The sequence below is a fragment of the Paenibacillus sinopodophylli genome (genome assembly GCF_005930355.1).
Lineage (GTDB): Bacteria > Bacillota > Bacilli > Paenibacillales > Paenibacillaceae > Pristimantibacillus > Pristimantibacillus sinopodophylli.
On the sequence record NZ_VDBO01000001.1, the window covers coordinates 466,131 to 491,634 of the forward strand.

The 25,504-nt window shown below is 49.7% G+C and carries 31 protein-coding genes; all 31 read left to right on the forward strand.

Going from position 1 to position 25,504, the window contains the following annotated elements; all coding sequences use genetic code 11:
* Positions 1 to 16: 16 nt before the first annotated feature.
* The 31 genes from FGT79_RS01875 (at position 17) to FGT79_RS02020 (ending at position 25,497) form a co-directional block, all read left to right on the forward strand.
* Positions 17 to 427: a hypothetical protein gene (locus FGT79_RS01875; RefSeq protein WP_138751085.1), complete on the forward strand. Its 411-nt coding sequence runs from the start codon at positions 17 to 19 to the stop codon at positions 425 to 427.
* Entirely contained in the window at positions 420 to 560 is a 141-nt protein-coding gene (locus FGT79_RS30910; protein WP_171056041.1) for a hypothetical protein, read from the forward strand. The genes FGT79_RS01875 and FGT79_RS30910 overlap by 8 nt, the downstream gene beginning before the upstream one ends.
* Entirely contained in the window at positions 553 to 1,539 is a 987-nt protein-coding gene (locus FGT79_RS01880; protein WP_138751086.1) for a metallophosphoesterase, read from the forward strand. Before FGT79_RS30910 ends, FGT79_RS01880 begins: the two co-directional genes overlap by 8 nt.
* 6 nt (positions 1,540 to 1,545) lie before the next feature.
* Positions 1,546 to 1,746 carry a hypothetical protein gene (locus FGT79_RS01885; protein ID WP_138751087.1) on the forward strand — a complete coding sequence of 67 codons (201 nt, stop codon included), beginning with the start codon at positions 1,546 to 1,548 and terminating at the stop codon, positions 1,744 to 1,746.
* On the forward strand, positions 1,739 to 1,981 hold the full coding sequence (locus tag FGT79_RS01890) for a hypothetical protein (RefSeq protein WP_138751088.1): 243 nt from the start codon (positions 1,739 to 1,741) through the stop codon (positions 1,979 to 1,981). The genes FGT79_RS01885 and FGT79_RS01890 overlap by 8 nt, the downstream gene beginning before the upstream one ends.
* Positions 1,978 to 2,544 (forward strand): hypothetical protein, encoded by a 567-nt coding sequence (locus FGT79_RS01895; RefSeq protein ID WP_138751089.1) that lies wholly within the window; start codon positions 1,978 to 1,980, stop codon positions 2,542 to 2,544. The genes FGT79_RS01890 and FGT79_RS01895 overlap by 4 nt, the downstream gene beginning before the upstream one ends.
* Positions 2,545 to 2,781 carry a hypothetical protein gene (locus FGT79_RS01900; RefSeq protein ID WP_138751090.1) on the forward strand — a complete coding sequence of 79 codons (237 nt, stop codon included), beginning with the start codon at positions 2,545 to 2,547 and terminating at the stop codon, positions 2,779 to 2,781.
* The gene (locus tag FGT79_RS01905) at positions 2,778 to 3,287 is read left to right on the forward strand and encodes a hypothetical protein (protein WP_246096097.1); all 510 of its coding nucleotides are present in this window, start codon (positions 2,778 to 2,780) and stop codon (positions 3,285 to 3,287) included. The genes FGT79_RS01900 and FGT79_RS01905 overlap by 4 nt, the downstream gene beginning before the upstream one ends.
* The gene (locus FGT79_RS01910) at positions 3,269 to 4,984 is read left to right on the forward strand and encodes a DEAD/DEAH box helicase (RefSeq protein WP_138751092.1); all 1,716 of its coding nucleotides are present in this window, start codon (positions 3,269 to 3,271) and stop codon (positions 4,982 to 4,984) included. Before FGT79_RS01905 ends, FGT79_RS01910 begins: the two co-directional genes overlap by 19 nt.
* 23 nt (positions 4,985 to 5,007) lie before the next feature.
* Positions 5,008 to 5,367 (forward strand): hypothetical protein, encoded by a 360-nt coding sequence (locus tag FGT79_RS01915; protein ID WP_138751093.1) that lies wholly within the window; start codon positions 5,008 to 5,010, stop codon positions 5,365 to 5,367.
* The gene (locus FGT79_RS01920) at positions 5,364 to 6,089 is read left to right on the forward strand and encodes an FAD-dependent thymidylate synthase (RefSeq protein WP_138751094.1); all 726 of its coding nucleotides are present in this window, start codon (positions 5,364 to 5,366) and stop codon (positions 6,087 to 6,089) included. The genes FGT79_RS01915 and FGT79_RS01920 overlap by 4 nt, the downstream gene beginning before the upstream one ends.
* Before the next feature lie 92 nt (positions 6,090 to 6,181).
* On the forward strand, positions 6,182 to 7,066 hold the full coding sequence (locus tag FGT79_RS01925) for a hypothetical protein (RefSeq protein WP_138751095.1): 885 nt from the start codon (positions 6,182 to 6,184) through the stop codon (positions 7,064 to 7,066).
* A 27-nt stretch (positions 7,067 to 7,093) separates the two neighbouring features.
* Positions 7,094 to 10,174 (forward strand): DNA primase small subunit domain-containing protein, encoded by a 3,081-nt coding sequence (locus FGT79_RS01930; RefSeq protein ID WP_138751096.1) that lies wholly within the window; start codon positions 7,094 to 7,096, stop codon positions 10,172 to 10,174.
* 52 nt (positions 10,175 to 10,226) lie between these two features.
* Positions 10,227 to 11,552 carry a DNA cytosine methyltransferase gene (locus tag FGT79_RS01935; protein ID WP_138751097.1) on the forward strand — a complete coding sequence of 442 codons (1,326 nt, stop codon included), beginning with the start codon at positions 10,227 to 10,229 and terminating at the stop codon, positions 11,550 to 11,552.
* Positions 11,553 to 11,579: 27 nt separating this feature from the next.
* Positions 11,580 to 14,171, forward strand: coding sequence for a DNA polymerase (locus tag FGT79_RS01940; RefSeq protein WP_138751098.1), 2,592 nt, complete (start codon positions 11,580 to 11,582; stop codon positions 14,169 to 14,171).
* Between the two features lie 280 nt (positions 14,172 to 14,451).
* Positions 14,452 to 14,790 (forward strand): hypothetical protein, encoded by a 339-nt coding sequence (locus FGT79_RS01945; protein ID WP_138751099.1) that lies wholly within the window; start codon positions 14,452 to 14,454, stop codon positions 14,788 to 14,790.
* The gene (locus tag FGT79_RS01950) at positions 14,780 to 15,562 is read left to right on the forward strand and encodes a DUF4406 domain-containing protein (protein WP_138751100.1); all 783 of its coding nucleotides are present in this window, start codon (positions 14,780 to 14,782) and stop codon (positions 15,560 to 15,562) included. The genes FGT79_RS01945 and FGT79_RS01950 overlap by 11 nt, the downstream gene beginning before the upstream one ends.
* Complete coding sequence (locus FGT79_RS31575; protein WP_212758493.1) at positions 15,559 to 16,278, forward strand: 3D domain-containing protein; 720 nt, start codon at positions 15,559 to 15,561, stop codon at positions 16,276 to 16,278. Before FGT79_RS01950 ends, FGT79_RS31575 begins: the two co-directional genes overlap by 4 nt.
* Entirely contained in the window at positions 16,257 to 16,892 is a 636-nt protein-coding gene (locus FGT79_RS01960; protein WP_138751101.1) for a hypothetical protein, read from the forward strand. The genes FGT79_RS31575 and FGT79_RS01960 overlap by 22 nt, the downstream gene beginning before the upstream one ends.
* Before the next feature lie 8 nt (positions 16,893 to 16,900).
* The gene (locus FGT79_RS01965; RefSeq protein ID WP_138751102.1) at positions 16,901 to 17,152 is read left to right on the forward strand and encodes a hypothetical protein; all 252 of its coding nucleotides are present in this window, start codon (positions 16,901 to 16,903) and stop codon (positions 17,150 to 17,152) included.
* A gap of 12 nt (positions 17,153 to 17,164) precedes the next feature.
* Positions 17,165 to 17,440 (forward strand): hypothetical protein, encoded by a 276-nt coding sequence (locus tag FGT79_RS01970; protein ID WP_138751103.1) that lies wholly within the window; start codon positions 17,165 to 17,167, stop codon positions 17,438 to 17,440.
* Entirely contained in the window at positions 17,437 to 17,700 is a 264-nt protein-coding gene (locus FGT79_RS01975; RefSeq protein ID WP_138751104.1) for a hypothetical protein, read from the forward strand. The genes FGT79_RS01970 and FGT79_RS01975 overlap by 4 nt, the downstream gene beginning before the upstream one ends.
* Before the next feature lie 20 nt (positions 17,701 to 17,720).
* On the forward strand, positions 17,721 to 17,930 hold the full coding sequence (locus tag FGT79_RS01980) for a hypothetical protein (RefSeq protein WP_138751105.1): 210 nt from the start codon (positions 17,721 to 17,723) through the stop codon (positions 17,928 to 17,930).
* A gap of 458 nt (positions 17,931 to 18,388) precedes the next feature.
* Positions 18,389 to 18,589 (forward strand): hypothetical protein, encoded by a 201-nt coding sequence (locus FGT79_RS01985; RefSeq protein ID WP_138751106.1) that lies wholly within the window; start codon positions 18,389 to 18,391, stop codon positions 18,587 to 18,589.
* The gene (locus FGT79_RS01990) at positions 18,586 to 18,783 is read left to right on the forward strand and encodes a hypothetical protein (protein WP_138751107.1); all 198 of its coding nucleotides are present in this window, start codon (positions 18,586 to 18,588) and stop codon (positions 18,781 to 18,783) included. Before FGT79_RS01985 ends, FGT79_RS01990 begins: the two co-directional genes overlap by 4 nt.
* 502 nt (positions 18,784 to 19,285) lie before the next feature.
* On the forward strand, positions 19,286 to 19,726 hold the full coding sequence (locus tag FGT79_RS01995) for a hypothetical protein (protein WP_138751108.1): 441 nt from the start codon (positions 19,286 to 19,288) through the stop codon (positions 19,724 to 19,726).
* Positions 19,727 to 19,906: 180 nt separating this feature from the next.
* Entirely contained in the window at positions 19,907 to 20,827 is a 921-nt protein-coding gene (locus FGT79_RS02000; RefSeq protein ID WP_138751109.1) for a hypothetical protein, read from the forward strand.
* Positions 20,828 to 20,979: 152 nt separating this feature from the next.
* Positions 20,980 to 21,456: a helix-turn-helix domain-containing protein gene (locus FGT79_RS02005; protein ID WP_138751110.1), complete on the forward strand. Its 477-nt coding sequence runs from the start codon at positions 20,980 to 20,982 to the stop codon at positions 21,454 to 21,456.
* A gap of 14 nt (positions 21,457 to 21,470) precedes the next feature.
* The gene (locus FGT79_RS02010; RefSeq protein ID WP_171056042.1) at positions 21,471 to 21,977 is read left to right on the forward strand and encodes a helix-turn-helix domain-containing protein; all 507 of its coding nucleotides are present in this window, start codon (positions 21,471 to 21,473) and stop codon (positions 21,975 to 21,977) included.
* Positions 21,978 to 22,138: 161 nt separating this feature from the next.
* The gene (locus FGT79_RS02015) at positions 22,139 to 23,833 is read left to right on the forward strand and encodes a terminase (protein WP_246096099.1); all 1,695 of its coding nucleotides are present in this window, start codon (positions 22,139 to 22,141) and stop codon (positions 23,831 to 23,833) included.
* Between the two features lie 29 nt (positions 23,834 to 23,862).
* Positions 23,863 to 25,497: a phage portal protein gene (locus tag FGT79_RS02020; RefSeq protein ID WP_138751112.1), complete on the forward strand. Its 1,635-nt coding sequence runs from the start codon at positions 23,863 to 23,865 to the stop codon at positions 25,495 to 25,497.
* Positions 25,498 to 25,504 lie beyond the last annotated feature (7 nt).

The following is a 25,504-nucleotide window of genomic DNA, read 5'->3' on the forward strand; positions in this document are numbered from 1 at the left end:
AGGGAGAATGAAAAATATGTGTATTAAATGTGTTGTTAGAGCGTTGGGCGAAGTTATCGGCGAAAGCCAAGGCCCGAACGAAATTAGCGTAGGTTTAGTAAGCCCGCAGTTGCGCGAAGACTTCCTGGCGCACAAGAAAGCCGAAGCGCTGGCCGACCTGGACATTCAGCAGCTAGTACTTAATGGCCGTCGTTCTTCCATCCTGGGCGCTACCGAAGAAGAACTGGCAGAGAAGCAGGAAGCTATTGACAATCAGACCGAAGCCAACAAAGCGAAATTCGAAACCGATCATACGGCCCTATGGAATCGTGTACACGAAGAACTTCCCGAACTAGACCACGCACGTAATTACTCTATCGACGCCGAAACTGGGGAAGTAACAACCCGCAGACGTCGGAGCGACGAAGGGGATACTCCAAATGTTTAATAGCATTTCGGAAATTGTTGCCCAGTTAAAATCCTGCGGCTATCAATGCCAAGCCGGGCCGTTGGAAAACAATGAAGCGTTTATTGCACTTGAAGAATTAGCACGCCAGGAAGAAGGCCCGCCACATGACTAAATTCCTATATTTTGGCGATCCGCATATACGGGGAACGAACCCCCGGAACCGTACGGACAGTTACCCGGAAGCCTGGAAGGCGAAGCTGCGGGAAATATGGGCGCTAGGGAAGCTTCACCAGGTAGACGCCTTCTTACAGCCGGGCGATACATTTGACCTTCCCGACGTAGCGAACAGCGTCCTTAATGACGCTGCCGACGTCTTTAGCGAAGCCCCGGCCCCGATTTACACGACTGCGGGGAATCATGATATACCAGGCTACAACGTCGCAGCCTTCGGAAATACCAGCCTTCGACTGCTGGAAAGGATCGTACCGCAGTTGCGCGTAGTGAATGACCCAGCGAAAGCCGTATTATTCGGCCCAGGGGCCATACCCGAAGTCGCCTTAACCTTTACGCCGTACAGCGGGAATATTGACCGCGACGGCTACGGATACAGCCCGGAAAACGAACCAGTAGGCGACGCTTACCGCTTGCATATCGCGCATGGCATGTTAATAGATCATACGCCGCCTTTCGACCGATTTACCCTTGTGCAAGAAGTAAAGACAACCGCGCAAATGGTATTTACCGGGCATGACCATACGGGGTACGGAATCTACCGCAGGGGTGATGGTGTTATATTCTGTAACCCCGGCAGCCTTACCCGATTGTCTGCGAGTCAAGGCGAAATAAGCCGTACGATTCAGGCAGCCCTAATTACTATTGAAGGCGGTCAGGGAAATATTGAACTGTTGCCGCTGCAAAGTGCGAAGCCCGGCGAAGAAGTTTTAGACCGTAGTCGAATCGAGAAAGACCAGCAGCGCCAGTACGCTATGGAAAACTTTGCAGCCTTAATTCAAACCGCAGGCGGCGAACGGGTACGGCTGGACATTAACCAAATCATAGAAGCGGTAGCGGAAAAAGAAGGGGTAGCCCCGGAAGTCGTACGGCTTGCCCTGGAAAAAATCGAAGCGGCCCGCATGGCCGAAGGGAGATAAGAAGCTTTGAAACAATCGACTTTTACAGGCAAAGAAATCTACCAGCGTATTAAGAAGCTGGACGTAGAATACCAGGAAATAGACCAGGCGCTGGGCGAGATAGAAGAAGGTACGTTGCCCCATAAATTACTAAAGCAAGCGCTGGAAGAAAAGCGGCAAGAACTGGCTAAAGCCGAACGGCAAGAATGGGCAGAACCAATTGAGTAACGGCCAGGAAATGGTAGGCTGCGGGAACTGCGGCCACGCGGAACCCATGACGAAGGAACTGGCCGAAGTAAGCTTCAAATGGCTGGATACCTGGACGACGAAGACCAGCTGCCAGGCCTGCGGCAGTTACGTAATTATGCGAACTTGGGCCGTTAACGCCTACGGTTTACCGATAGGCGGCGAAATGTTAGTAGTAAAGACTTCTTTACATTCGAAGGGAGATAGAACGAAATGACCGATGCAAAACAAGCAGTACAAGACCTAACGGTAATATACGGGGCCGAACAGGTGAAAGCCGCAGCAAGCGCCCTTTTAGGGGCCGCTGCCCGTCAAATTCCCGCTGAGCACTTCCGCGTAATTGGAGCACAAATCCTGGCCGATACCGTAGCGCAGTTGGACGCCAGTGTAGACGACATACTAAACAAGGGCGACCAGCGCGAAGCAGCTTATGGCAATAAAGCGGATCTGCTGAAAGAACGTTATACGCTAGAAAATCAAATTAAGCTTGAAGAATCTACCGCTATTATGGAGGGATTAAAGCCCGATGGTAAAAGCGTCGAATGGAACAGCGTTACGTATCCCTTTTCTAACGATATGGCCCGCGACGCTTTCCGTAGGACAGTAAGCAGCGAAAGCCGTAAGCGACTGGCAGAAGTCGAAGGCGAATTGGCAGCACTGGAAGTTACGGCTTCGATTGCCCGCGACGGATGGGAAAAAGCAGTACAAGCTAGCGATTCGGTAAGGGCTAAAGCCTTTGTACAGGCAAGACTGCTGCAATACCTAGCGGGGGCTAACTAAATGAATCAGCGACTGCTTAAAAAGAAGCGGAAAAAAGCCGCACAGCAAGCGGCGCCTGAAATAACTGTGCAGCAGGCATTTAACAAGTTGGCTGAATACTTAGGAAGCAGGGCAGAAACTGTTTGCTACTTCATTGATACCGGAGGTTTTGGTGGTAGTCCGATTAATCTCCATAACGCGGGCAGCAGTTTAGTAATTAGGCAGGGTGGTAACTTTCATCCTGGCGGCGAATTGTGACAAATAAAGATTCGCGCGAATTACAGCGGGAACGGCAGGAGCGCGGCGAAGACTTCCAAGCTGAAATAAGAAGCAGTTGGACGAATGTATCTAACTGCTGGCGTATGAGGATCAAAGACGGCGGCGGGGGAACCCGACCAGCTGACGAAATTGTACTGCTGGAAGACGTAAACATTCTGGTCGAATTAAAACGAACGGAAAGCGACCGTTTCGAATTAAGTTACCTTCGGCCCGATCAGGTAAAGGGGCTTCTGCTTTTCGACCGCTGCATTGCCCGGAACTACGGCCTGGTATTCATAAGTTTTAACAACTTGGACAAGGGTCGTGACGAAGCGTACGCTTTCCGACTAGCTAGAGCCTTGCATTACATGCAAAGCAAAGAACGACAATACGTTACCTTGGAAGAATTCACGCAGAATGCTATACGCTGCGTGAAGCTTCCGCGGATAGCGGCAGATAATACTTACGACTTAAAGGGGCTGGTAAAGTGCTGCAAATCACTATAAGCAATAACATACGCTTACGCGGGGCTAGTTTACCCCTTAGGGCGGCCATTACCCAGGCGCTAACAGTAGTGAACCCGGCATATGCGAAAATGAAGGGTATGAGAAAGCCAACCTGGGGCATTAATCAAAAGCTTGAAATTTTCCTGTATGAAATGGGCGACCTGGTAGTACCCAGGGGCTTCGAATCAACATTGCGCGGTTTACTAAAAACACAGGGAATTAACCCGGTAGATGTTATACGGTATAACCTTATTGAACCCGCCAGCGTAAACTTCGGCCCTTGGATCGGCCACGAACTGCGGGATTATCAGCAGCCCGCAGTAGACGCCGTACTAAAACAGGGCGGCGGAGTACTTGAAAGCCCCGCAGGAAGCGGTAAGACGTTAATGGGCTTTCGAATCGTACAGGCCTGGGGCCAGCCGACCTTATGGCTAACCCATACATTGGACTTATTAGACCAAAGCGCGAAGGCCGCGAAATCTTTCCTAGGTGACGTTGGCGAAGTCGGGATAATCGGCGAAGGGAAAGTAACCTGGGGCAGCGGTAAGCTTTTCGTAGCTACTGTACAGACCCTAGGGGCTAACCCGACGCTGGTAGCGACCCTGGCAGGCCTTGTAGGCGTAGTTGTCGTAGATGAAGCGCACCATTTCCCTTCGCAGCAATTTGTAGAGGTCGCTGGGAAATTTCCCGCAAAGCATTTACTAGGGCTTACCGCGACGCCACAGCGTAAAGACGGCTTGGAAAGCTTTATGTACGCTGGGTTAGGGCCTACGGCTTACGCAGTAAAGCGTGACGGTATGTACGAAGCTGGGGCGCTGGTTCTGCCCGAAGTTAAATTCGTATACACCGAATACGGCAGGGAAAAAGGATTTGCCGGGGCGCTGGAGGTAGACGACAGCGCTGGCGAATTCGTCGAAAACAGCGTAGACGCTGGCGGCGAAGACTTGGACTATGGGGCGCTTCTAAAGGAACTTACCGAAGACCCGAAACGCGCGAAGCTGGTAGCCGAAAACGTACTGGAAAGCTGCTTTAAGGTAAGCCCGAAAGGAGGGGCCGTAATTGTACTGGCCGATAGCGTACGCTACCTTTTCAAGCTGCGTGACCTGGTAGAAACTTTCGCCCGGTCTAAGCTAGGCGTCGTACCACGTATGGCCGTCGTTCATGGCGGGCTTACGAAGTTAACCTGGCGTAAATGTAAGAAGACCGACCCAGGCGCTAGGCGTAACGAACGCCTTAAAAGATGGGAACGGCAGGAAGTACAATACACCGAAGCCGAATTCGCAGACTGGCAAGTAACGCCTTCGCAGCGTAAAGCCATTATGGAAAGCGCGAAAGGTAAGAAACTAGACATACTTTTCGCTACGTCGCAGTTGGTTAAGGAGGGGCTGGACATTCCGAACCTTTACGACGGACACCTAGCTACCCCGCAGCGCGGCGATGGTAGGAACGCGGCAAATGGTTCGGGAATTGAACAGGCAATAGGTCGAATTATGCGGCCCGATCCGAATAACCCGGATAAGGTAGCGACTTGGTACGACTACGTAGACGGTAGCGACGGTACATTTTACGACCAATATTTAAGCAGGCGAAAGGTTTATACCAGGCTGGGTATCACGCTAGCGAAGAAGCCCCGGACAAAGAAGGACGCTATTAAGGACTTCCTTGTAAATATGCCAGGATTCGACCTTCCGCTATAAACGACGTAGGGGGATTAATTCAAATGATAAATTGTTATCCGCAGAAAGTGCCGTTTTTCAAGGCCGTTAAGCTTTTGTTTACCCGCAGGCTTTGGCTGGCTATACACATGAGTGAGTTGGGACAGCCGACAGCTGCGCAGGTATTGTACGACAAGCCGAAAGGTGCGCAGCCGCTTACAGAGGAAGTAATCGAAAAACAGCGTCAGGCTGCGCAGGAAGCCCAATCAGTAGCCCTAGCATTAGAATCAGCACAACTAGCCCTGGAAGTAGCGCAAGAGCCCCGGCAGGCCGAACAAGCCCCGCAGCCGAAGTACTCGACGCGTTACACGCCACCGCCAAAAAATAGAAAGCAGCGAAGGGCTGAAAGGAAGGAGAAAAAATGAGTTTTCAAGTAAAGCTGCTGCGATACAGCGACCCCGACCGTAAGCACCTAGCCCATGCGGCGGCGGTATACCTGGGGAAACCCGATACCAACAACGTGCGCCGACCGCTTAGCCTAATTAAGAAACGTGACGCCCTTAATATCTTCCGTGGAGAAAGCGCGCGCTTCGAATTCAAGGCTAGTAAAGTTGTCTACGACCACCTGGTAACCTACACGACGGCGAATATGCGGGCCTGCGGCGGTCTGCGGGCGAACCCAGCCAGCGAATTCGTAATGCCCCCCGAAGCAATAGGAACGGGGTACGAAGACAGCTTGCGAAAAGATGGCGAAGCAGCCCTGGAAGCCTACCAATGGCATATCAACGGAATTGACCCGGCAACCAGTGAACCGAAGGAAAAAGCAAGGCTGCAAGCAGCCCGCGCCGTTGCCCCTATGTCCGTGAAGCTTCATTTCATTATCGAATTCAATTTCGCCACGCTGGCAGAAGCCCTATTCCCTCAAAGGATATGGACGCCAGGCGCGCAGCTGGATACGTACCAGGTAGTTCAAGAAATGTACCGTATGGTACACGCACAAGACCCAGAACTGTGGGACACCTTTTACAGCTATTACGGCCCGGACTTCCGCACCTGGGCAGCGGCCTACGGAAAGCTTATGAAGGAAGACCCTGCGCTGCTGCTTAGCATTCTGGATAAATACCCCATGAAATCTATGTGGGGGTAAGGTTACGGCAGGCAGCCCGTAACACCCAAGCAAGGCAAAATTTTTTTACCCAGATCATTATCTGTAGATAACGATTGGCAACGGCGAAAGCCTTGACCATAAAAACAAACGAAAAGAGGAATTTTCAAATGACAACAGCAAACGGAAATGTACCAGCAGTACAGGCAAAGGGCGCGCTAGCGCTGGCAAACGTAGGGGCTAACTATATCGCGGAAGTCATTCAGGCGAAGCAAGCGGCGTTCTTGGAAGTTAACGAAGGGCTGGACTTCGATTACGTCCGCATGGGTCAATACTTGAAAATCAACAAAAAGGGTAACTTCGTAGAAGCGCGCGACCTGGAAGTATCCTATGGCGACACACTCGACGTCGTAATCGCACAAGGCGAAACGCGCTGGGTACTATGGGGCGGTGACGAAACCCCGGAAAAAGGTAGTCTTATCGTTTCCCTGCCTGCGAAAGAAGAACTTCTGCCCGAAGAAATGACAGGCCTTACTAAAGTGCAAATCGGTAAACGTATGGTAATGAAAGCCGAACAATCGGCGCGGGCTACACTAGATAACTGGCTGGCTACAACGGCACAAACCGACCCTTCCGTACTTGACCGCTACAGCCAGGAAGACCTACAGCTGCGATATCTGGCGTATATCGTCCCTGTAAAATTCCTTTCCCCGGACGAAAGCCCGAAGATTTACCTTATGAACTTCGCGCCTGGTGATACGTTCGGCTGGGGGCAGTACGGTATGGCGATCTTCGACGGTAAATTTAAGTCTATCGGTGTACCAGCGAACAGCAGCGCGAAGCACGTAGTAACGCGCCTTACGACCGAAGAACGCACGAAAGATACGACTTCCTGGCTGGGAATTAACTTTAACTGCCTAGGGTTGTTCAATCCAGCAGATTACGGTATCGACCCTTCTGCTACTGAATTCGAAGCCGGAGAGGTAGAAGTAGCGGAAGACGAAAAAGCTAAAGCTTAAAAATTTACTAGAAGGTAGGGCGTCTACATGGCAAGGGAACCACAGATAGCTGATTTTAAATTCGTAGACGCCTGGCATACAAATGACAGCGGGCAGCCTGTACCTTGGACGCGGGTAGAATACCCAGAAGGCGTCAAGAAGTACCAGCAGGAGGAAGCGAATAACTTCAACTGTTTCTGTACTGTACAGCGCTATACCAGCAAAAGCAGGGGGGCGCGGGGCGAAAGCTTTATCGCCCCTTTGTATTTTGACTTGGATTATAAGACAGACCCCGCAGTAAGCCAGGCAGACGCAGTTAAGCTTATCGAATTTTTTATGAACGAACTGGAAATACAGGAAACCGATATTCATTTATATTTTTCAGGAAGCAAAGGTTTTCATATTTTAATAGACTTTCAGGCCCTGGACATTAAGCCCGGCACAGAATTGCACAAGGTTTATAAGCATATCGCGGGCTACCTGGTACACAGGTTAAGCCTTCGTGCTTTAGACCTCGTAGTATATACGTCTTCGCGTATGCTGCGGCTGCCAAACAGCATTCACAGCGGGACGAAGCTTTTTAAAATTGAATTAAGCATAGACGAACTTCGAACGAAGACCCTAGAAGAAATTAAAGGCATGGCTAACGGCCCCCGCCTTTATCCTGTTTTAGACCCTGCCCAGCGTAAAGCAGCGCGGGATATGCGACCGAAGGCCGTCCTATTTTATGAGGATAAAGAAAAGGAATGGCGCGAAGCTGCTGCTACTTCTGTGAAAAAGTTTGCCGAAGAATTCAACTTCCGCAAGGATAGGCCACCTGTCTGCGTAACGGATATTATGACAAGCGGCTGGAAGAAGGACGGTGACCGAAACCAGGCGACTGTACAGCTGGCCGCCTACTATAAAGAAGCAGGCCACCCGAAGGAAGAAGCCTTAAAATTGCTGGAAGAATGGGTACGTAAGCATACCAGCGCGGGCAGCAAATACGACGCTGAACAGCGGGTAGCCAATACGCGTAGCGTCGTAGAAGCCGTCTACGATAAGGACAATGGCTATAAGTTTGGCTGTGCCTTTATCCGGGCACTGCATGGTGAAAAGATACCAGGAAGCCAGGACTACGACCGGGTAGCCTGCGCTGGGGCCTTATGCCATTGCCTAAAAAAAGCCACTAACGATGATAGCAAATCTGTGAGCCTTCACCTGGCCCATACTGGCGACGCAGAACTGCACGGCAAATTGGTTAAAACCCAAGTAATGGTGGCCGGAAAGAAACATACGCCCTATATCGTGCCTTCCAAGATTGAATATTATTGCTGGGGCCGTAAGGATTGTAAGAAAACGCATTGCCCGCTTTACGATATTCCCAGCCATACACTTTTCAAGGACTTAGGCGTAGGCGATCCTGAACTGCTTGAAATGACGGCGACCGCGAAGGATAACATTACGGGAATCCTTCGGACTATTTCGGGTATCCCAGCCTGCAATAAGTACAATACCGAAATTTCGGAAACGACGAACGTAGAAGAACTGCTGGTCATTCCCATGGCCGAATCGGGTAGTACAGAATCCGAAGAAGGTAAGGGGCGGTACGTCATGCGGAAGGCGTATGCTATCGGCAAGTCGGACGTAACCGAGAATAAATACTATGAAATTACAGGACACGTATTTCCGCACCCGAAGAATCAGGAAGCTACGATATTGGTTAAGGAAGCAAAACCGTTGCAGGACGTCGTAGACAGCTTCAAGTTAGACGACGCGGTTAAGGAGCAGCTAGAAGCCCTGCGTCCCGCCAGCTACACAGCGGAAGCAATCGAAGAAAAGCTAGCGGCTATTTGTGCGGATCTTACCTATAACGTAACGAAAATTGTAGAACGTGACGAAACGCTGCTAGGCGTTTTACTTACTTACCATAGCGTCCTGCGTTTCAATGTGCCGTGGACTAGCCTACCAATTCGGGGCTGGCTGGAATTAAAAGTAGTAGGGGATACGGGAACAGGGAAAAGCGAGCTTATCGAAGGCATACGGAAGTTTACAGGGCTTGGTAACCGCGTAAACGCGGAAAGTACCAGCCGTACCGGGCTTACGTACAAAATGGAGCAAAGCGGAAGTGCTGGGGCCTGGTACATCGTATGGGGCGTGTGGCCGCTTTCGGACAAAGAACTAATATGGATTGACGAAGACACGGGGATAGAAAAAGAGAACTACGGCGAAATGACCCTAGCGCGCAGCGACGGACGGCTGGAAGTTAAGAAGGCTGTTACCGCTGAAACGCCATGCAGGGTACGTGCTATTCTTTCCGGGAACCCGCCGAAGGGTCGCAGGCTGGCAAGCTACGGCCAGGGCGTAGAAGTGCTGCGGGACATTTTCAATAATGAAGATATTCGCCGTTTTGACTTCGCGGTATTTATGCGAATGAACGACGTAAGCGCCGAAGAATATACCCGACAGCTGCCGACGTATCCCAGCTTCATAAATTCTGAAACGCTTAAAAATAACATTCTTTTCGCCTGGTCAAGAAAGCCCGAACACGTAATTTTTAATGCCGACACCGTAGACCGCATTCTGGAAGTTGCTACCGAACTTTCTAAAATCTACGGAAACGCTAGCGACGTCCCGCTGGTATCGCCTTCCGATCAGCGTAACAAGATAGCCCGCCTTTCGGTTGCTCTGGCAGCATTGACCCACAGCGTAGACGAATCGGGTGAAAGAATTGTCGTATGGCCGGGGCATGTAGATTTTATAAGGGAATACCTTAAAAGCTTGTATAACGCGCCGGGCTGCGGTCTTAACTACTACGCGAAACTGGCAATTAAGGAAGAAGAACTGGACGCGGAAAAGTACGGTAGAATCACGGAAAAGCTGCGGGAGTTATCGACGCTTAAACACGACCTGGCCTACTACAAATTCGTTAAGCTATTCGCCCAGCAGCAGTATCTTCGGCAGAATGACGTTGAAGCCATGCTGGCGATAGAAAAGGAAGAAGGGAAGGCCATTATCGCCCTGCTGGCTAATATGCGAATGATTCAGCAGACTAGCGGTGGCTACCGCAAAACAGCCCGGTTCAATGCCTTCATAGCCAAGCTTTTCGAGGAAGGTCTGTTCGATAATATGGAAGACGACTTTATCTAAAAAATTTTACTTATATCGTTATCTGTAAATAACAGTGGAGGGGTAGACGCTAATGCCTTTATTAGTAAATGACTTTTTTTGTGGTACTGGGGGTATGGGCCTGGGATTTATCCGGGCCGGTTATACGGTAGCAAAAGCCTGGGACTTCGATACACATGCTGTAAAGTCCTATCGGGAAAACGTAGACCATAGCGCAGAACAGGCTGATATTACACATCTTACCTGGAAGGACGTTCCTAAAGCACATGTATGGACGTTTGGATTCCCTTGCCAAGATTTAAGCGTAGCTGGGCATGGCGAAGGGATTAAAGTTAAATGCACTTCTTGCGCCCATGAATTTATTATGTCGGCTGAAACGGAAAGCTGCCCAGAATGTAATAACGGTAAATTTAGAGCGGCGAATCGAAGCGGTATGCTTTTTGAAATTATGCGCCTGCTGGAAGAAATACGGGAGAATGACCCGGATAAACTGCCTGAAGTTATCCTGGCCGAAAATGTTAAAAAGCTGCGACCTTTAATTCCCGTTTTAGGTAACGCCTTCGCTATACAGGGCTATGTTATGCAAGAACCTAACTTATACAATTCGAAATACTGGGGCGTAGCCCAAAGCCGCGAAAGGTACTACGTAGCTGGGATTCGTAAAGACTTGCCGCAGGAAGGCTTCGCTTACCCGGTAGAAGACACACAGCGGCCCATTCCTAAACTAGCCGACTTCCTGGATACGGACGCACCCGAAAAGTATTACGTATCGGATGAAAAAGCCCGGAAAGTCATAGACGACGCCCTTAAACGACTGGAAACGCTAGGTAGCACCCACGCGGCTATAACGCCCGATCGTATGGAAAGGCGGCAAAACGGGCCGCGGGCTAAAGCCGATAACGATCCTATGTTTACGCTAACCGCACAAGACTTGCATGGGGTAATCGTAGATACCCGTAATACAAGGAACGGCAGGGGCGTTTACTCTGAAACCACAGTGCCGGCCCTTCTTTCTACGGACTACAAGGAACCTAAATCAGTTATTGAGCAGCAGCCAGGGATTAGCGTCGTAGGTATTTTGGATAATCAAGGTACGACGCAAGAACACAATAACCGCGTACATGACCCCGAAGGCATTAGCCCGACGTTAACCGCTGTAAGCGGCGGCACACATCACATAAAGATTTTCGACTATAGCCGTTATCGTGTTCGCAGGCTTACACCTACCGAATACGGCAGACTACAAGGCTTTCCAATGGATACCTGGAACCAGGTAGTAAGTGACAGCCAGGCATACAAGCAATTCGGCAACGCCGTAACAGTAGGCCTGGCAGAAGCCCAGGCTATTGCGATAACTGACTATCTAAAAAATTTTACCCCTGCTGTTATCTGTAAATAATGAACGACGAAAGTAGGTGTTATCTGTATGAAATTAGGCGGCCTATTTGGAAACATGCCACAGAAGACCCTGGCGAAAGCATTGCCTGCAAAGCCTGCCGATTCTAGCCAGCTGCTTCCCCTACCGGGGGCGGCTCTGGCTAGAGCGATAGCGCCGAAGAAACGCCCTGGCGACTTCGGGGTAGTTTGGCCGACCATCCCACAGCAGCAAGTGAAGGATTATAAAGCGATACTGACGCAGGCAGAGCTTGAAGCCTACGCCGACCGTTGCGAAGCCCTTGGCTTATGCAGCTTTGACTGGGAAACCGCAGCAAGCAAGGCGGCCCGCGAAGCGTTCGCTGCTTATAAGGCAGAAATGGAAACGAAAATAGCAAACCTGGACGGCTTCCCAATGGATGAAAAAGACGCAAAAGAAAGAGCCGCGCTAAAGAAAGAGTACGAAGCGCAGCTAACGACGACGCGCGAAGCATACCTAATGACACCATTAGACCCGCATCAATCGGAAGTTTGTACCGTATCCCTGGCAGCTGCGCCGCACGAATCGCGCGTTGTACCGATTGACCATAAGGCGGGCCGGATATTCGAACCAACGTTAAGCCGTGAAGCAGCGCGGAAGCTGGTTATGGATACGCTAGACCGTCGTATATTCCGAAATCGTAAAGTAGTAAAGATAGCCGTAAACCTTTCTTTCGAAACTAAGTTCGCGGCGAAGTACGGTAAGTATATTCTATTGCCCGTAGCCGACCCGCTTGTAATGTGGGTACGTTGCCTACAAGTCGCCGACCCGAAGCGCCTAAACGATCTAAAGAAGCCCGCGACTGGCTGGGGATTGAAACCCGCAACTAAAGCCGTGTTCGGTGTTAACATGGGCGAATTTAAGGAATTGCTTGCGAAATACGGCGTAGACTTCTTCGATGAAATCGCAGCCGATAGCGGCGACGGCCTGGTATATTCCGCAGAAGACGCCGACTACGGCCTACAGCATTACCTTTACTGGAAACAAATAGCCATACAGATTAAGGACGACCGCCAGGGAACGAATTATGATACTTGGTTGCATGAAATCGAAATGCCGTTTTCTAGGGTTATCGGACTTATGGAGTATAACGGCATGGGCTGGGATAATCACCTGGCACAGATGAAGCGTGAAGAAGCTTGGTCTATTCAAACAGAAGCCGCTAACGAAATTAACCAACTTTCGAAAGAAGCCGTAGGCATGGAAATTTCTTTAGGAAAGACAGGGAAAACGAACAGCGTTAAGTATGTGCTCTTTAACATGATGAACTTACCAAAAGGAAAACCGACCGATAAGGGCGGCATATCTTTAGACGAAGAAGCCCTAATAGATATTAAATTCATGTTGGAAAACAACCTGGAAGACCTGACAGAAGAAAAGTTACTGTCTGTCAAACTACCAGAAGGCTGGGAATCTTATTTGAAAGACAGCCCCGAATGGTACGAATTGGGTAAAGACCAACGTGCAGCGGTTGAATTAAGAAATAGGCCCCCGCATCCATTTAAAGACGTAGGCTTACGGATGCTTGAACTAATGGGACGGTATCAAAAAATGAATACGCTGCTTTCTTCTCATGTTGATGGTAGGGAGAAATGGCAGAACCCAGTAACCGGGAAAATTCATGCGAGTTATACACCATGGACAGATACCAGCCGCCTAAACAGTATGAAGCCGAACGGCCAAAACGTACCGCGTCTGGAAAACGATGAACTGGGCGTAAGAAACTTCTATGTAGCCGGGCCGGGCAAAATCTTGTTCTTTATCGACTTTAGCGGCTTCGAACTTCGGATACTGGCCTGGAAGTCAGGCGACAAAGTTATGATCGAAATTTTCTGTACGGGCGGCGATATGCACAGAAAGACAGGCGCGGCCATTACCAACAAACCTGAAAGCGAAGTTACGAAGCAAGAGCGTACCGACGCCAAGCCTGCGAACTTCGGAATGGCCTACGGCGGTACGGAACACGCACTACAAAAGACCATTAAGACGGATTACGGTCAACGAAAGACCCTGGCTGAATGTGCGGTAATGGTTGACGGCACAAAGAAAGCTTACCCAGGCGTCCCGGTATTCCAGCATGAAATAGCGATGCAAGCCCGTGAAGACGGATTCGTAAGCACGATCTACGGCTATATTCGATTGCTTCCCGACATTAACAGCACGAACACCTATTACAGGCAATCGGCAGGGCGGCAGGCTGCAAATACGCCAATCCAGGGAACCGCAGCCGACGTCATGAAGAAGGCACAGAACGAGGTCTACGAAGAAACCGGGCGCGGTACTAACCTGGTCTTCGACGCTACTGAAAAAGGAATGAACCCGGTTGACTTAGCCCGCGAGTTCGGGGAAGCACCACCGATCTTGGTACACGGAAAAACGGACATGGAAGCACAAATACACGATGAAATGATTTTCGAAATGGACGACGACCCGGACGTAGTAGAAGCTGCTTGGCATTGGGTACAGGCGACCATGACGAAGCCGCCTATAGAGGGATTCCCAGTACCTATTGAAGCAGAAGCTTCGGTAGGTTACGCGTGGGGCAAGAAAATGAGCGTCGAAAAATGGCTGGAAGAAAAGCGCGCAGCGCAGAAAGGGGCTTAATAAATGGCGCATGAATATGAAAGCAGTTTCGGACAAAACGGAACTTATGCTGCAAAGTATGCCCCGGAAATCTCAAAGAGACAGGAATATAACGACCCCGGCCAGATAGTGGGTATTATTTCCAATCAATGCGGGGGTGTGGCCTGGGTTGTAAGCCCCCATCGGAAGGACAAGCGTACAGGGGTAGTCCATCCACTTCCAGGCACACGTAATCTTTCAGGCTTGGGGCCTGTTGCCCGGCGAATTATGACCGAACTAAGCATACGAAAGGGGCTGCAACTTGAACCGACAAAAACGTAAGGAATTCGAACGTAAGGGCATGGCTTTCGACTCACGAAAAGCCTTTGCCCCTTCGGAAGTCGTAGCGATGAATAACGCGAGTTACGGTCTGGGCGTTGAACATGCGTTAGAAGCCGTAGCCCTGGTCTATGGTTTAGGCGACAAACGAGTAGCCCGTATCAAGGAAAAGCTGCTCATTTTGCAGGAATTAGATTTTAACCATAGCCCGGACGCTGTAAAAGCACATGAAATGAACAATATGTACAAAGTGAAGTTAAACCGGGCTATGCGCCGGGCAGCAGATTCAAATAAGAAAGGGGCCTTTTTAGATGATGAATAATTCAATTACGAGCAAAGTGTACATTGCGGGGCCTATGACAGGGATTACTGATAGTAACTACCCCGCGTTCAACAAAGCTGCGGCCGAGTGGGAAGCTAAAGGCTATTACACGTTAAACCCAGTTGATAACGACGACAACAGCGGGAACCAAACGTACGCCGATTTTATAAGAGCCGGACTTTTTCAGCTTTTGCAAGCCGATAGTATTGCCCTGTTGCCCGGTTGGGAAAATTCCAAGGGCGCTAAGCTAGAAAGGCACATAGCTAAAATATTAGGCCTAACTATTTACGAACCAGTCCCACCTGTTCGAACTTGGTCAGCATTTTTAGATGAAGCTATCGCAGTCTTCATAACGAAGAACACCGACTACGATAGCCGCTTTATGAGGGCCTTAGTTCATTACAACAGCATACGGGGCTATGAAGCAGCCCGTACCATTTGGGCTTGGGAAGTTGAAAAGAAGCTAGACCGCTGCCGCACATGGATTAAGCGGGGCGAACTTACTGTAAAGGGCGAAGGAGTACGCGATAGCGTCGTAGACCTTTTTAACTATACAGTACAGTACCACATGTTTAGACATTTAACAGCGCTACAAGTGGGCCGCCGTGACCCGCGGGATTACTTAGATAAATTCAGCTTCGCCCTACATGCTACCCATATAAGAGCCGACGACTGGCTGTATTACCTTGAAAAAATCGAAGGTCTGATAGGCCCCAACGAAGCGCAACTGCGCGACCTTCTATTAGAAGAAATGACAGGGTTACCTTTTTGAATAAACGAAGGGTAGTAACCGCTTTGGCGGTGCTGCTCATAACCTTATCGCTAGGGGCTGGGGCGCATGGCAAAGAAGAAGACAGGCTGGGGGAAAGGTTACGAACGCAGACAACAGGAAGCCCAGCAGAAAGAAACAATGAGGGCTTACCATGGCAGGAAGGAGGGCAAACGACCTATGTCACACGATGGCGCGGATTTACAGGAAGCGGTAGCGGAAACGCGCTACCAGGTGCAGCAGGCCAAACAGTACAGAGCAGCCTGGGAAGCGGAAAAGATAATAAGTCAGGCGAATCTAGCGGGGTGGGAAACGGCAAAGCAAAAGCTGCAAGCGCAGCGCCTGGAAACGCTAAAAGTATCGGCACTAGCAATAATACTATTCCTGTTGGGGCTGTATCTAGGGGCGAATTTACTATAACGGCTTATACTGCTGGGTACGAATCCACACAAAAGAAGCCAGGCCAAAAGGGCTACGGGATCACGTATAGCGGGACGACGGTAAAGGAAGGCCGCACTATTGCAGCCGACCTTTCCGTACTTCCAGTCGGTACGCGCGTTTATATCGAAGACGTAGGAGAACGAACGGTAGAAGACAAAGGCGGCGGTGTGAAGGGGCAGCATATCGACCTTTACATAGCCGATCTGGGGGAAGCGAAAGACTGGGGCAGGCAGAAGAAGGAAGTATATGTAATCGAATGGGGGAAGAAAGACAAATGATTAAGGCCGAAATATTAACGAACCTTGGCGCAAAGCACGAAATAACCCTAGGCGACGACCTGGGCTTTAAGGACTTAGCGGAAGCGCACGATTTCGTAGTTATAACCCTGCACAACGACGGTATCTTTAGTAACAACATAACCGAAGAATTTCTAGAAATTAACTGCGAAGAAAACTATCAATATATTAAGTTATGGCGTGAACAGGATAAACCATTGCTGCTAATTGGGCAGCCGCACCCTGCTTATGAAATGGACGACCCTAACCCATGGGATTTCACAGCAGGCGTAAGTATATTAGATCGTATGACGACTATAAAAGGCTTGGCTTTTGAAAGGAACGGCACGACGTTCTATATGCCGCTTACTGTGAATGGTAGGGACGGGAAGGGCGATACCCCAGTCCTGGAAGCTATGGGGGTAGGTATGCTGAATGCGTCATTCGGTGCGTATCTAGCAGGGACAGGGACGCGCTGCGAAGCTGTGATTCCACCTTTCACATTGCTGGGTACTGAATCTGCTGCATACCTTGTAGACTTCGCAGTACAAAAAGAACCCGACCCGGTAGTGCTGGGCGAAGTAACGGCCCGCGCTGCGGGTGTTGTAATGGAGTAGGGGCGCTTATGGCTAAAATTGTACACCTTAATAGACACCCGCAGGAAGCCGTAATAGACGCGCTGGAATTCCTCTTAGAGAGGGCGAAGGCTGGTGAAGTAACCAGCTTCGTACTGGCAGCTGCTACCGACGACGGTAACGTAGCGACCAGTTGGGCGCAGGCCGACTTCGGTAAGAGGGCCGAACTTATTGCCCATTTACAGTTGGACTTAAACTTCGCGTTTACCCAGGAAAATATCGACCGCATTATAGGACAGTAGGGGGCCGTCGCAATGGATATGGAACGTTTAGCAAAGGCAGTCACATACTTCCCGCTGGCTGGGGAACTGCGACGCCAGGAAGCGATAACCGTAAGACTGCTGGAACTTTCCCAGCGTACTGGGCGCGATATGCAACTGCTGGCCCAGGAACTGCGGGAACGCACCATAACCAGCCCGTTACGCGCAGAAGCTATGCTTGAAATTATGTTCGAAGAATATACCAGCGTACAGCTGGCGCTACTTATAAAAGAAGGGGTGCTAGTCGCCCCACGGGAGGACGTTGTATGAGCGATATTGTTAAAATGTTGCGATCCGATTTACTGGATTATATGCACCTTCTCGAACAAACAATGTTTAGTAACAAGCTGGATTTTAACCGGGTTTCACATCTTACATTTGAAGGGAAAGAAAACACACTAAAGCATTATAAGGAGCAAAATCAGCTTCATATGGATACCTGGGTACGACTGAACAAGAACGTAGACCACGGATGTATTGAGATATTTAACGCTACGAAACGGCGGGAAATTAAAAAACTTTTATGTTAGTCCTAGGGGGAATCGTATAAATGAGTAAACAAGACCGGCCGACCGGGCGCGTTACGCCCGTAGAAATGGCCCTGGCCGTCGATATGATGCTGGACGCCCTTCCTTATCAAATACAAATTGCCGCCAGCCATGCGAAAATTCGCCGGGCGAAGTACCTAGCGCTGGTAGCGGAAGGCTTTACCGAAGCCCAGGCTTTGGAAATCGTTAAGGCTACGCCACCTTTCGAATGAACGAAGCCCGAATATTAAAGGCGCTATTATTCGTAGCCCAGGAATGCGGGGGACTAGGGCCGGGGCAAATTGATAAATGGCTAGGAAAGCTTCACAAATCCGGGTACTTGCAGGACGAACAGCGAACAGTAGGAGACTGCCAGCTGCCCTACCTAGCGATAACCGACGAAGGGAGAGCGAAGCTATGAGGGTATACCAAAATAATAGCCCCCGGAGTTACGCAATCGGGGAGCGCGTTACCGTAACCGAAGCCATTGTAGAAGAAGGCGGAACTCTGCCGCCCCAGCCATGGGAAGGGCGCGTAATCAAAATATCATCAAAGTATGTAAAGAGTCGTCCGGCGAAGGTTTACCATGTAGAAACCAGTAACGGCGCGGTAGTTAAGGCCTGGTATAGGCATATAAAGACATAAAGATAGTAATCTGTAAAGTATACTTTACTACTTAAAGGGGGCCGCCATGCGGGAATTACATGACCGAAGTAACGAAATAGCGGCCCGCGCTATCGGTAAGAAAGAAGGCGTACGCTTTCGGAAATACGACCGCTGGGGCAGTTGGCCGATTAAGGCGTACGGCCCAGGACAGGCCGGGGATAATGCCCCCGACTTCCGTACCTGGAAGGAAGCTTACGACTGGATAAGAGGGGAAGCGGAAGAATGAATACGATAGGCATACGAATTAAGAAGGAAGACTGGGGCTTCGTCGCCTGGCTTATCGGGCCGGGTCTGGAATGGCATATAGGGGCTGCGCCGACCGAAGCCGACGCCCGTCTGCTGGTAGTAAGATTTACGGCTGCCGTATACGGCCTGGGCCATAAGGTAGCGACCGACTACCGGGAATTGCCCCGATTGTAGCCGACCGCTTCCCGACAATATAGGCGACTGCCTTACGGGGGCCTGCACGAAACGCCCGGAATCCGAAGCCCAGGACTGCGGGGTATGCGGGAACGACCCGAAAGAAGTAGTAAGCTGCGGATACTGCAAGGGTAGTGGTAAGGAACCCGCCGAACAGGATGGGAAACCGCGTAACGAATGCCGACATGGCGAAGACCCGGCTACGGGCGATAGCTGGTAACGCAGGCTGCGGAAAATGATATATAAATGTCGCGTTTCTTAGGGGGGGTACTCTTAGTAGGTTATGAAGCAAACGAAGGACGGCCTGCGAAATGACCCCCCCTAGGATTTACAGCGGTCTTATATCAAAATATTAAAAGAAAAGGACAGTAAGTATTACTATACTTATTAACTACTAAATAACTATATATATATAACTATTATTATTTATTATTTATATATTTATATTATATATAGTCTTTATTCACTTGCTGGGTTACTGGCAATTTATGGGGGCTGAGGAATGGCGCATATTGAGGGGTACGTTTCAAAGAAGAATGTAATCCGCTGGTTAGAGAACTACGGGAGCCTGGAAGCAGGTGACCAAATCGACGACGGGAAAGTAACGATAGTGAACAGCGGCCCGAAGAATGCAGACGGCGTAAGCGGTAGCCGTATGAATAAGATTATGTTAGACCAGGCGCTGGGGCAGCTGAAAAAGGAAATGTCATTCTCTTTCTACTGCATTCGATTCCACTATATAAGGCCGATCCTACAGAAGGAAGCGCTGCGTATCCTAAATATACGCCGCCCGGTGTTTATCCGGGGGCTAGTGCAGGGCGAAGAATTTATATACAGAGAGATAAACGGAAAAGCAGCGGAAGAAAAGGCGCGGCTGGAAGGACTGCAAGCTGCGCCTGGGCTATTGTTGGCGCGTATACAGGCGGTAAAAGTTGAAGCTTGACAATTTACGAGTTTTTAAGGTACATTTATGTTAAGACGTTAAACTTATGTCCTAGGACATAAGGATAGCAAAATAGCGGGGGCGGGCCTTTCATAGGCGCGCCCCTTTCGTTTTACGAAACAAACTTCAAGAAGTAAAGTAGTAAAGTTGTCTTTACTACTAAAATAAGGGGGCGCGATAGTGGCCGACGAAAAAAATAAAAAGCCTGCCGTCGCTGCTGACCCCGCTTACGATATGGCGAAGAAAACTCTGTTAAACGCGAGGGCTGACCAAAAGAACCGGGTTGAAATTATCCGGCGCCGGGAAGTCTTAACATGCGGGGCCAGGAAGAAAAAAGGCCCCGGCTTCTGCCGCCAGTACGCAGGCATGGGAACGCAGCACCCAGGATACGGACGCTGTAAGTTTTGTGGGGGTAGCAGTACAGGGCCGAAGACTGAACAAGGTAAGGCCATCGTAGCAAACAACCCGCGAAAGCATGGCTTTTACAGTGAAGCATTAAGCCCCGAAGAACAGGCCGCCTACGAAGAAGAACTGGTAACCGAATCAATGGGCTTGCAGCATGAAATCTACATGCTTAAAGCTAAGATACGCGTTTACTTGGTACGTTGGCGCAAGAAGTGGGAAAGCTTTTATAATCGTAAGCTGGCCGAAAAATACGTAAAATATAAATGCCTTAACCCTGATTGTGGGCGAACGATGGTAAAGGGCGCCATGGAAGGGAAACCGGGCTACTGCCTTAATGGCTTTTGCCACGATAAGCGCCTGGAACCTATCGAAAGCTGGGTGGCGAATCGGACGCACGAAGAAGCCGAAAAGTATGCAGACGCCGAAACGCGGGTATGGTATTCCGAAGGCGAAGGCGCACGCAGCTTCTACCATGCTGGAAGCCTGGAAGACAGAACGCTAGATCGGGCCTTAAATACGTTAAGTCGTTTAATAGAAAAACACGCACGATTGAACCCGGATAAAGGCGACGATCTGCTAGGCCTAGTTAACGAGGAACTTCGCGCAGCTTCGAAAGGCAAAGTGGCTATATCATGGAGTGGCCCAGCGCAGCAGCGTTTAACCCCAGAAGAAGCGGCTAAATTACAGCAGAAATAAGCCGGGAAATAATTGAAAATAGGTTCATTAGAATAAACTACCGCAATTAGTTCGGTTTATTGCGGCTTCCCCATAAATATAGTGTTTACTACAGAGAACGATTAGTGTACAATAATACCTGTAGATAACACTTGTGGAAGGCGGGAACTGCGATGCAACCTAACCAATACGGGAGCCTGGAAGAGTACGTAGCAGCACATAAGGCACGGACACGTAAGAAGCAATCGGAAGCCAAGCAAGGCGAAAAAAGTAGGACGGCTGTACTGACCGAAGGCCAGGTAGTAGAGATACGCAATAAATGGATACCAGGCATATACGGGGCAAGGAAGTTAGCGAAAGAATACGGAGTTTCCGAGCGGAATATTTCTGCTATCATTTCCGGGAAATCCTGGACACATATTCCATTTGGTGCATATACGAATTTAGACGAATACGTAGCAGAAAAGCAGGCTGAAAAGGGTAAGTTACCAATCACTCGCTATAATGCTAAGCTGGATAAGGACAAAGTTAAGGCTATACGGCAGCGCTTCGCTGAAGGTGCTAAGAAGTATCATTTGGCGAAAGAATACGGCGTTCATAATAAGACGATTTGTGATGTTCTAGACTTTAAAATATGGAAAGACGTATAGGGGGTACATTTATTATGGATGAACAAGCCCCCCCACGCCGCCATATTGCAGGCATGACTGGACAATTCGAATCACTGGAAGCCTACATGGTGTACCACAGGAAAGGCCGCCTAGAGCGCATACCTAGGGGCGAGAAACATGCAAATGCCAAGCTAACCGAAGTACAAGTAGCGGAAATACGCCGCAGCTACTACGCGGGGGAAAAGGACTGCTGCATTTTAGGACAGGAGTACGGTGTTTCCAGCAGTAGTATAGAAAATATTATTAATGGGGTCACCTGGGCTAATGGTGAAGTAGCTATTAGTAACGAAAAGCTGGTAGCAATCAAGAAAGATAGAAAGAGTCGGAACGTTGCGAAGGCTACAGACGCAACAAGAAAGTTAACCGAAGACGCTGTACGGGCAATAAGGGCAGAATATGTACCAAAAAAAGTAAGTATGGACAAGTTAGCGGAAAAGTATGGGGTATCACAATCGGCCATATCGGAAGTTATCACACGAAAAAGCTGGACACATATATAAGGCCGCCCAGGGGCGGCTTTTTACATTGTAGGAAGGGGCGATCTTATGGCGCAGGGTACAGTTTCCCAGGCAATCGAAATTCTTAAAGCACAGGGCGTAAGCCCACAGCAGTATAAACACTTAAAGCCCGAAGCTATTATAAAGCTTGCAGGGCTAAAGCCGTGATAGACGGCAGCAGCGCTTATAAGCTAATAGAATATGACTACCTGGCAGACGTAGACCCGATAAGTGGCGCCCCTTCTATCGTAACCGTACCTAAGACCGTTAAGGAAGCCAGCGAATCCCTGCCCTATAATACGATAAACAGCCTAGAAGAACTCTTTTTGCGAGAAAACTTACGAACGGCGTGGCGGATGCTTCGTAAAAACGACCCTTATGACTATCAGCTGGAAGTCGCCGAAGCGATTATATATTCATCATTGCAGGGCCTGGGCTGGTTTATCGTAGTCATGATTAGCCGTCAGGCAGGAAAAAACGAAATTAGTGCCTTCGTACAACACTACCTTTTACTTTACGGCTGGTATCATGGCGAACGGATAAGCGGCGTTAAATTCGCGCCCGTTCATAAACCCCAGGTACAGGCAAGCATGGACAGGTTAGAAGGCGCAGACGCCCCAGACGCGGGCGGTATGGCGGGCAGCATACTAACGAAACGCACGTTCACAAAAAGCGACGGCTACAAATTCCATATAGGCAAGCCCCGCGATTCGAATAAGTGGGCTTTTCTCTCTATCAACCCTACGGCAAATGTCGCTTCACAGACAGCCTTTACGCTGCTGGAAGGCGACGAAGCCCAGGACATAGACGAAGCCAAATGGAACAGGGATGCGCAGCCTATGGGTAGCTTCAACAATGCGACCACTGTACTTTATGGGGTAGCCTGGACGAAAGGCAGCTTTATATATCAGGGGATGCAGCAGGCGTACGATATGGAAGCCCGTCTGGAAACGAAAATAGGCTATAGGCCGAAGTTGGTTTTTAAGATAGACGCTGACCGGGTTATAGCAGCTGGGAATGCTAACTACAAAATATTCTATGACAACCTAGTAGAGCGCCTTGGCGAAAATCATATTGCTGTACAGACGCAATACCGCCTGGTATTCGTAGACACGATAGGCAAATATTTTAACGATGAAGAAATAGCCAGGATCTTCGCCAGCTTGTACGAAACCAGGCAAGGGCCAAAGCCAGGTAGCAATTACATCTTTTCGATAGATGTAGCTGGGCAGGAAGAACAACCTACGGAACTCGCCGACGAAGTAGAAGCCGGGAACCATAAGCGCGACGCTACGATACTCACCATAGGTGAACTATTCCCGGATGGCGTTATAGTCCCGGTAGCCTGGTATCAATGGGTAGGCAAAGGACATACACAGCAGCGGGTACAGATTAAGACAATTCTAAAACATTGGAGTTGTATAGGCGGTAGCGGCGACGCTACCGGGCTGGGCGAAGCGCTGATATATTGGCTAATTGAACAACTGCCCGAAATGGAGATAGAAGCATACAAATTCAAGGCCGCAGGCGACGAAAATAAGAGTAAGCTGGGATACCTGGCTTACTCTTATGTCAAAGGCGGCCTTTTCCGTATGCCGAAGCGCCCTACAAATAACCCACAGCAGGCAGACCTGTACGACGAAGCCCGCTGGCAGCTGGAAAACCTGGTAAGGGTAGCGAAAAAGGAACAAAAGATAAATTTTCATGTACCCCATACAGCAAAGCCCCGGCGCGAAGGCCATGTACCACATGACGACGTAGCTATAGGGCTATTTCTGCTGATAAGGGCCGCGTACATGATAAAAGACCCGGAAGGCCGCAAAGCGTCGGCCTACAATCGGGACGATATAGGCGGGTAACTTCAAAACGACAGAAAGGGGGGCCTAAAATGGCAGTAGTAGGGAATATACCGAAGCTACTTTCGGAATACGACAGCCTGGACGCTGCGCGCGCAGCTGCGCCGACCTGGATAAATGATAATAACGACTGGCTTAAAGGCGTAATAACCAGCCATGAAACAATGCTGAAAGAAAACGACGTCGAAAAGTACCAGGCAGCGTACGACGGATACCTGGAAACGATCAAAAACAGGGATAAAGCCAGGGGCGACGATATTAACCATAAAATACAGGCGACTATGGCCGGGCTAGTAATAGACTTCGTAGTAGATTACATGCTGGGTAAGCCTATCGTATGGGCCTTTGAAGACAAGGAAGACGGCGGCAAGCCCGACGCAACTAAAAAGAAGCTGCTGGACGAATATCGACGCGACCTACTGGAACTTATCGTAAATGAGGAAGGCCAGCGGGTACTGCGCGAAATGCTTACCCAGGGAAGCGTCAGCGGGCAATCGGCTAGCATGGGCTGGGTAGACGAAGACGGTAATATCGACTATGAGGAATTCCCGATACAGGAAGTAATCCCAGTCTACGATACACGTAACAGGCTACGCCTGGTAATTCGGGCTTATGAAGCGACGATATACGAACCTGGGGAAGCGCAGCCGAAGACAGTAACGAAAGTCGAAGTATACGACAATCGCTTCGTAACTTGGCTAATAAGTAGCGACGGCACAGACTATACGCTGGATGCAAACGAAGCGCCTGCTGATAACGTAGCGGCTGTATTCGAACATATGGCGGCACGTATCCCTGTTTCCGTCTTTTTGAACGGAACCCCAGCTACTTACAGCGAAAGAAAGAAAAAATCGGGCGTATCCGACCTGTCCGGGGGAATTCTTGACCTGGTAGATGAATATGCGAACGCTATAAGCGATAAAGCGAACCTGGTAGACCGTTTGCAGGACGCCTTCCTGGTATTTATCGGGGCGACCCTAGGCAATACGAAGACGGCAGCCGAAGGCGAAGTAATGGCTATGCGCCGGGCGCGGGCTATCGCCCTTAAAAACGGCCAAAGCGACGCCAAATTCATAGCGCCGCCCCAGGATGATACAGCCGTAGAAAATTACCTGGATCGGCTGCGGGATACGCTGCACGAAAAGGGATTTATTCCAAAGCTATCGGATTTATCGGGGGCTACGGCGACCGAAATTAAAGTAAAGTATGCAGGTATGGACATAAAGGCAGGAAAGAAGGAAGTTTACTTTACCGGGACTATTAAGCGCCTGGTAGCAATCCTTACTGACTTTATTAATGCTCGACGCCTGGTAAACGACGGCAAGCTAGACCCGAAAGACGTCTACGCCGTACTTACAGGAATGACGACCCCGCCTTCAAGTGTTACGCTGTACGCTTCGAACTGGGTAGACTTCACCCTTAACCGAAACATGCCGCAGAACTACCTGGAAGTCGCACAGATTGTCGCACAGCTGGCCGGAATTGTACCCGACTCGTACTTATACGAACTGCTATGGTTTATTCCCGACCCGAAGGCAGCGCTGGACGAAATGAAGCAGCAGAAGGACGATGCTTCGAAGGCAGCAGCGGAAGCAGCAGCGGCAGCTATCGGATTCGGCGGCGAATTCGGGAATACAGAGAAAACTGGCGAAGATACAGAAGACTAGTAACAAG

What these genes read in the sequence shown, in the direction of transcription:
- FGT79_RS01875 (WP_138751085.1), top strand. Translation starts at nt 17, where the DNA reads ATGTGTATTAAATGTGTTGTTAGAGCGTTGGGCGAAGTTATCGGCGAA.
- FGT79_RS30910 (WP_171056041.1), top strand. Translation starts at nt 420, where the DNA reads ATGTTTAATAGCATTTCGGAAATTGTTGCCCAGTTAAAATCCTGCGGC.
- FGT79_RS01880 (WP_138751086.1), top strand. Translation starts at nt 553, where the DNA reads ATGACTAAATTCCTATATTTTGGCGATCCGCATATACGGGGAACGAAC.
- FGT79_RS01895 (WP_138751089.1), top strand. Translation starts at nt 1,978, where the DNA reads ATGACCGATGCAAAACAAGCAGTACAAGACCTAACGGTAATATACGGG.
- FGT79_RS01900 (WP_138751090.1), top strand. Translation starts at nt 2,545, where the DNA reads ATGAATCAGCGACTGCTTAAAAAGAAGCGGAAAAAAGCCGCACAGCAA.
- FGT79_RS01915 (WP_138751093.1), top strand. Translation starts at nt 5,008, where the DNA reads ATGATAAATTGTTATCCGCAGAAAGTGCCGTTTTTCAAGGCCGTTAAG.
- FGT79_RS01920 (WP_138751094.1), top strand. Translation starts at nt 5,364, where the DNA reads ATGAGTTTTCAAGTAAAGCTGCTGCGATACAGCGACCCCGACCGTAAG.
- FGT79_RS01930 (WP_138751096.1), top strand. Translation starts at nt 7,094, where the DNA reads ATGGCAAGGGAACCACAGATAGCTGATTTTAAATTCGTAGACGCCTGG.
- FGT79_RS01935 (WP_138751097.1), top strand. Translation starts at nt 10,227, where the DNA reads ATGCCTTTATTAGTAAATGACTTTTTTTGTGGTACTGGGGGTATGGGC.
- FGT79_RS01940 (WP_138751098.1), top strand. Translation starts at nt 11,580, where the DNA reads ATGAAATTAGGCGGCCTATTTGGAAACATGCCACAGAAGACCCTGGCG.
- FGT79_RS01950 (WP_138751100.1), top strand. Translation starts at nt 14,780, where the DNA reads ATGATGAATAATTCAATTACGAGCAAAGTGTACATTGCGGGGCCTATG.
- FGT79_RS01960 (WP_138751101.1), top strand. Translation starts at nt 16,257, where the DNA reads ATGGGGGAAGAAAGACAAATGATTAAGGCCGAAATATTAACGAACCTT.
- FGT79_RS01965 (WP_138751102.1), top strand. Translation starts at nt 16,901, where the DNA reads ATGGCTAAAATTGTACACCTTAATAGACACCCGCAGGAAGCCGTAATA.
- FGT79_RS01970 (WP_138751103.1), top strand. Translation starts at nt 17,165, where the DNA reads ATGGATATGGAACGTTTAGCAAAGGCAGTCACATACTTCCCGCTGGCT.
- FGT79_RS01975 (WP_138751104.1), top strand. Translation starts at nt 17,437, where the DNA reads ATGAGCGATATTGTTAAAATGTTGCGATCCGATTTACTGGATTATATG.
- FGT79_RS01980 (WP_138751105.1), top strand. Translation starts at nt 17,721, where the DNA reads ATGAGTAAACAAGACCGGCCGACCGGGCGCGTTACGCCCGTAGAAATG.
- FGT79_RS01985 (WP_138751106.1), top strand. Translation starts at nt 18,389, where the DNA reads ATGCGGGAATTACATGACCGAAGTAACGAAATAGCGGCCCGCGCTATC.
- FGT79_RS01990 (WP_138751107.1), top strand. Translation starts at nt 18,586, where the DNA reads ATGAATACGATAGGCATACGAATTAAGAAGGAAGACTGGGGCTTCGTC.
- FGT79_RS01995 (WP_138751108.1), top strand. Translation starts at nt 19,286, where the DNA reads ATGGCGCATATTGAGGGGTACGTTTCAAAGAAGAATGTAATCCGCTGG.
- FGT79_RS02005 (WP_138751110.1), top strand. Translation starts at nt 20,980, where the DNA reads ATGCAACCTAACCAATACGGGAGCCTGGAAGAGTACGTAGCAGCACAT.
- FGT79_RS02010 (WP_171056042.1), top strand. Translation starts at nt 21,471, where the DNA reads ATGGATGAACAAGCCCCCCCACGCCGCCATATTGCAGGCATGACTGGA.
- FGT79_RS02020 (WP_138751112.1), top strand. Translation starts at nt 23,863, where the DNA reads ATGGCAGTAGTAGGGAATATACCGAAGCTACTTTCGGAATACGACAGC.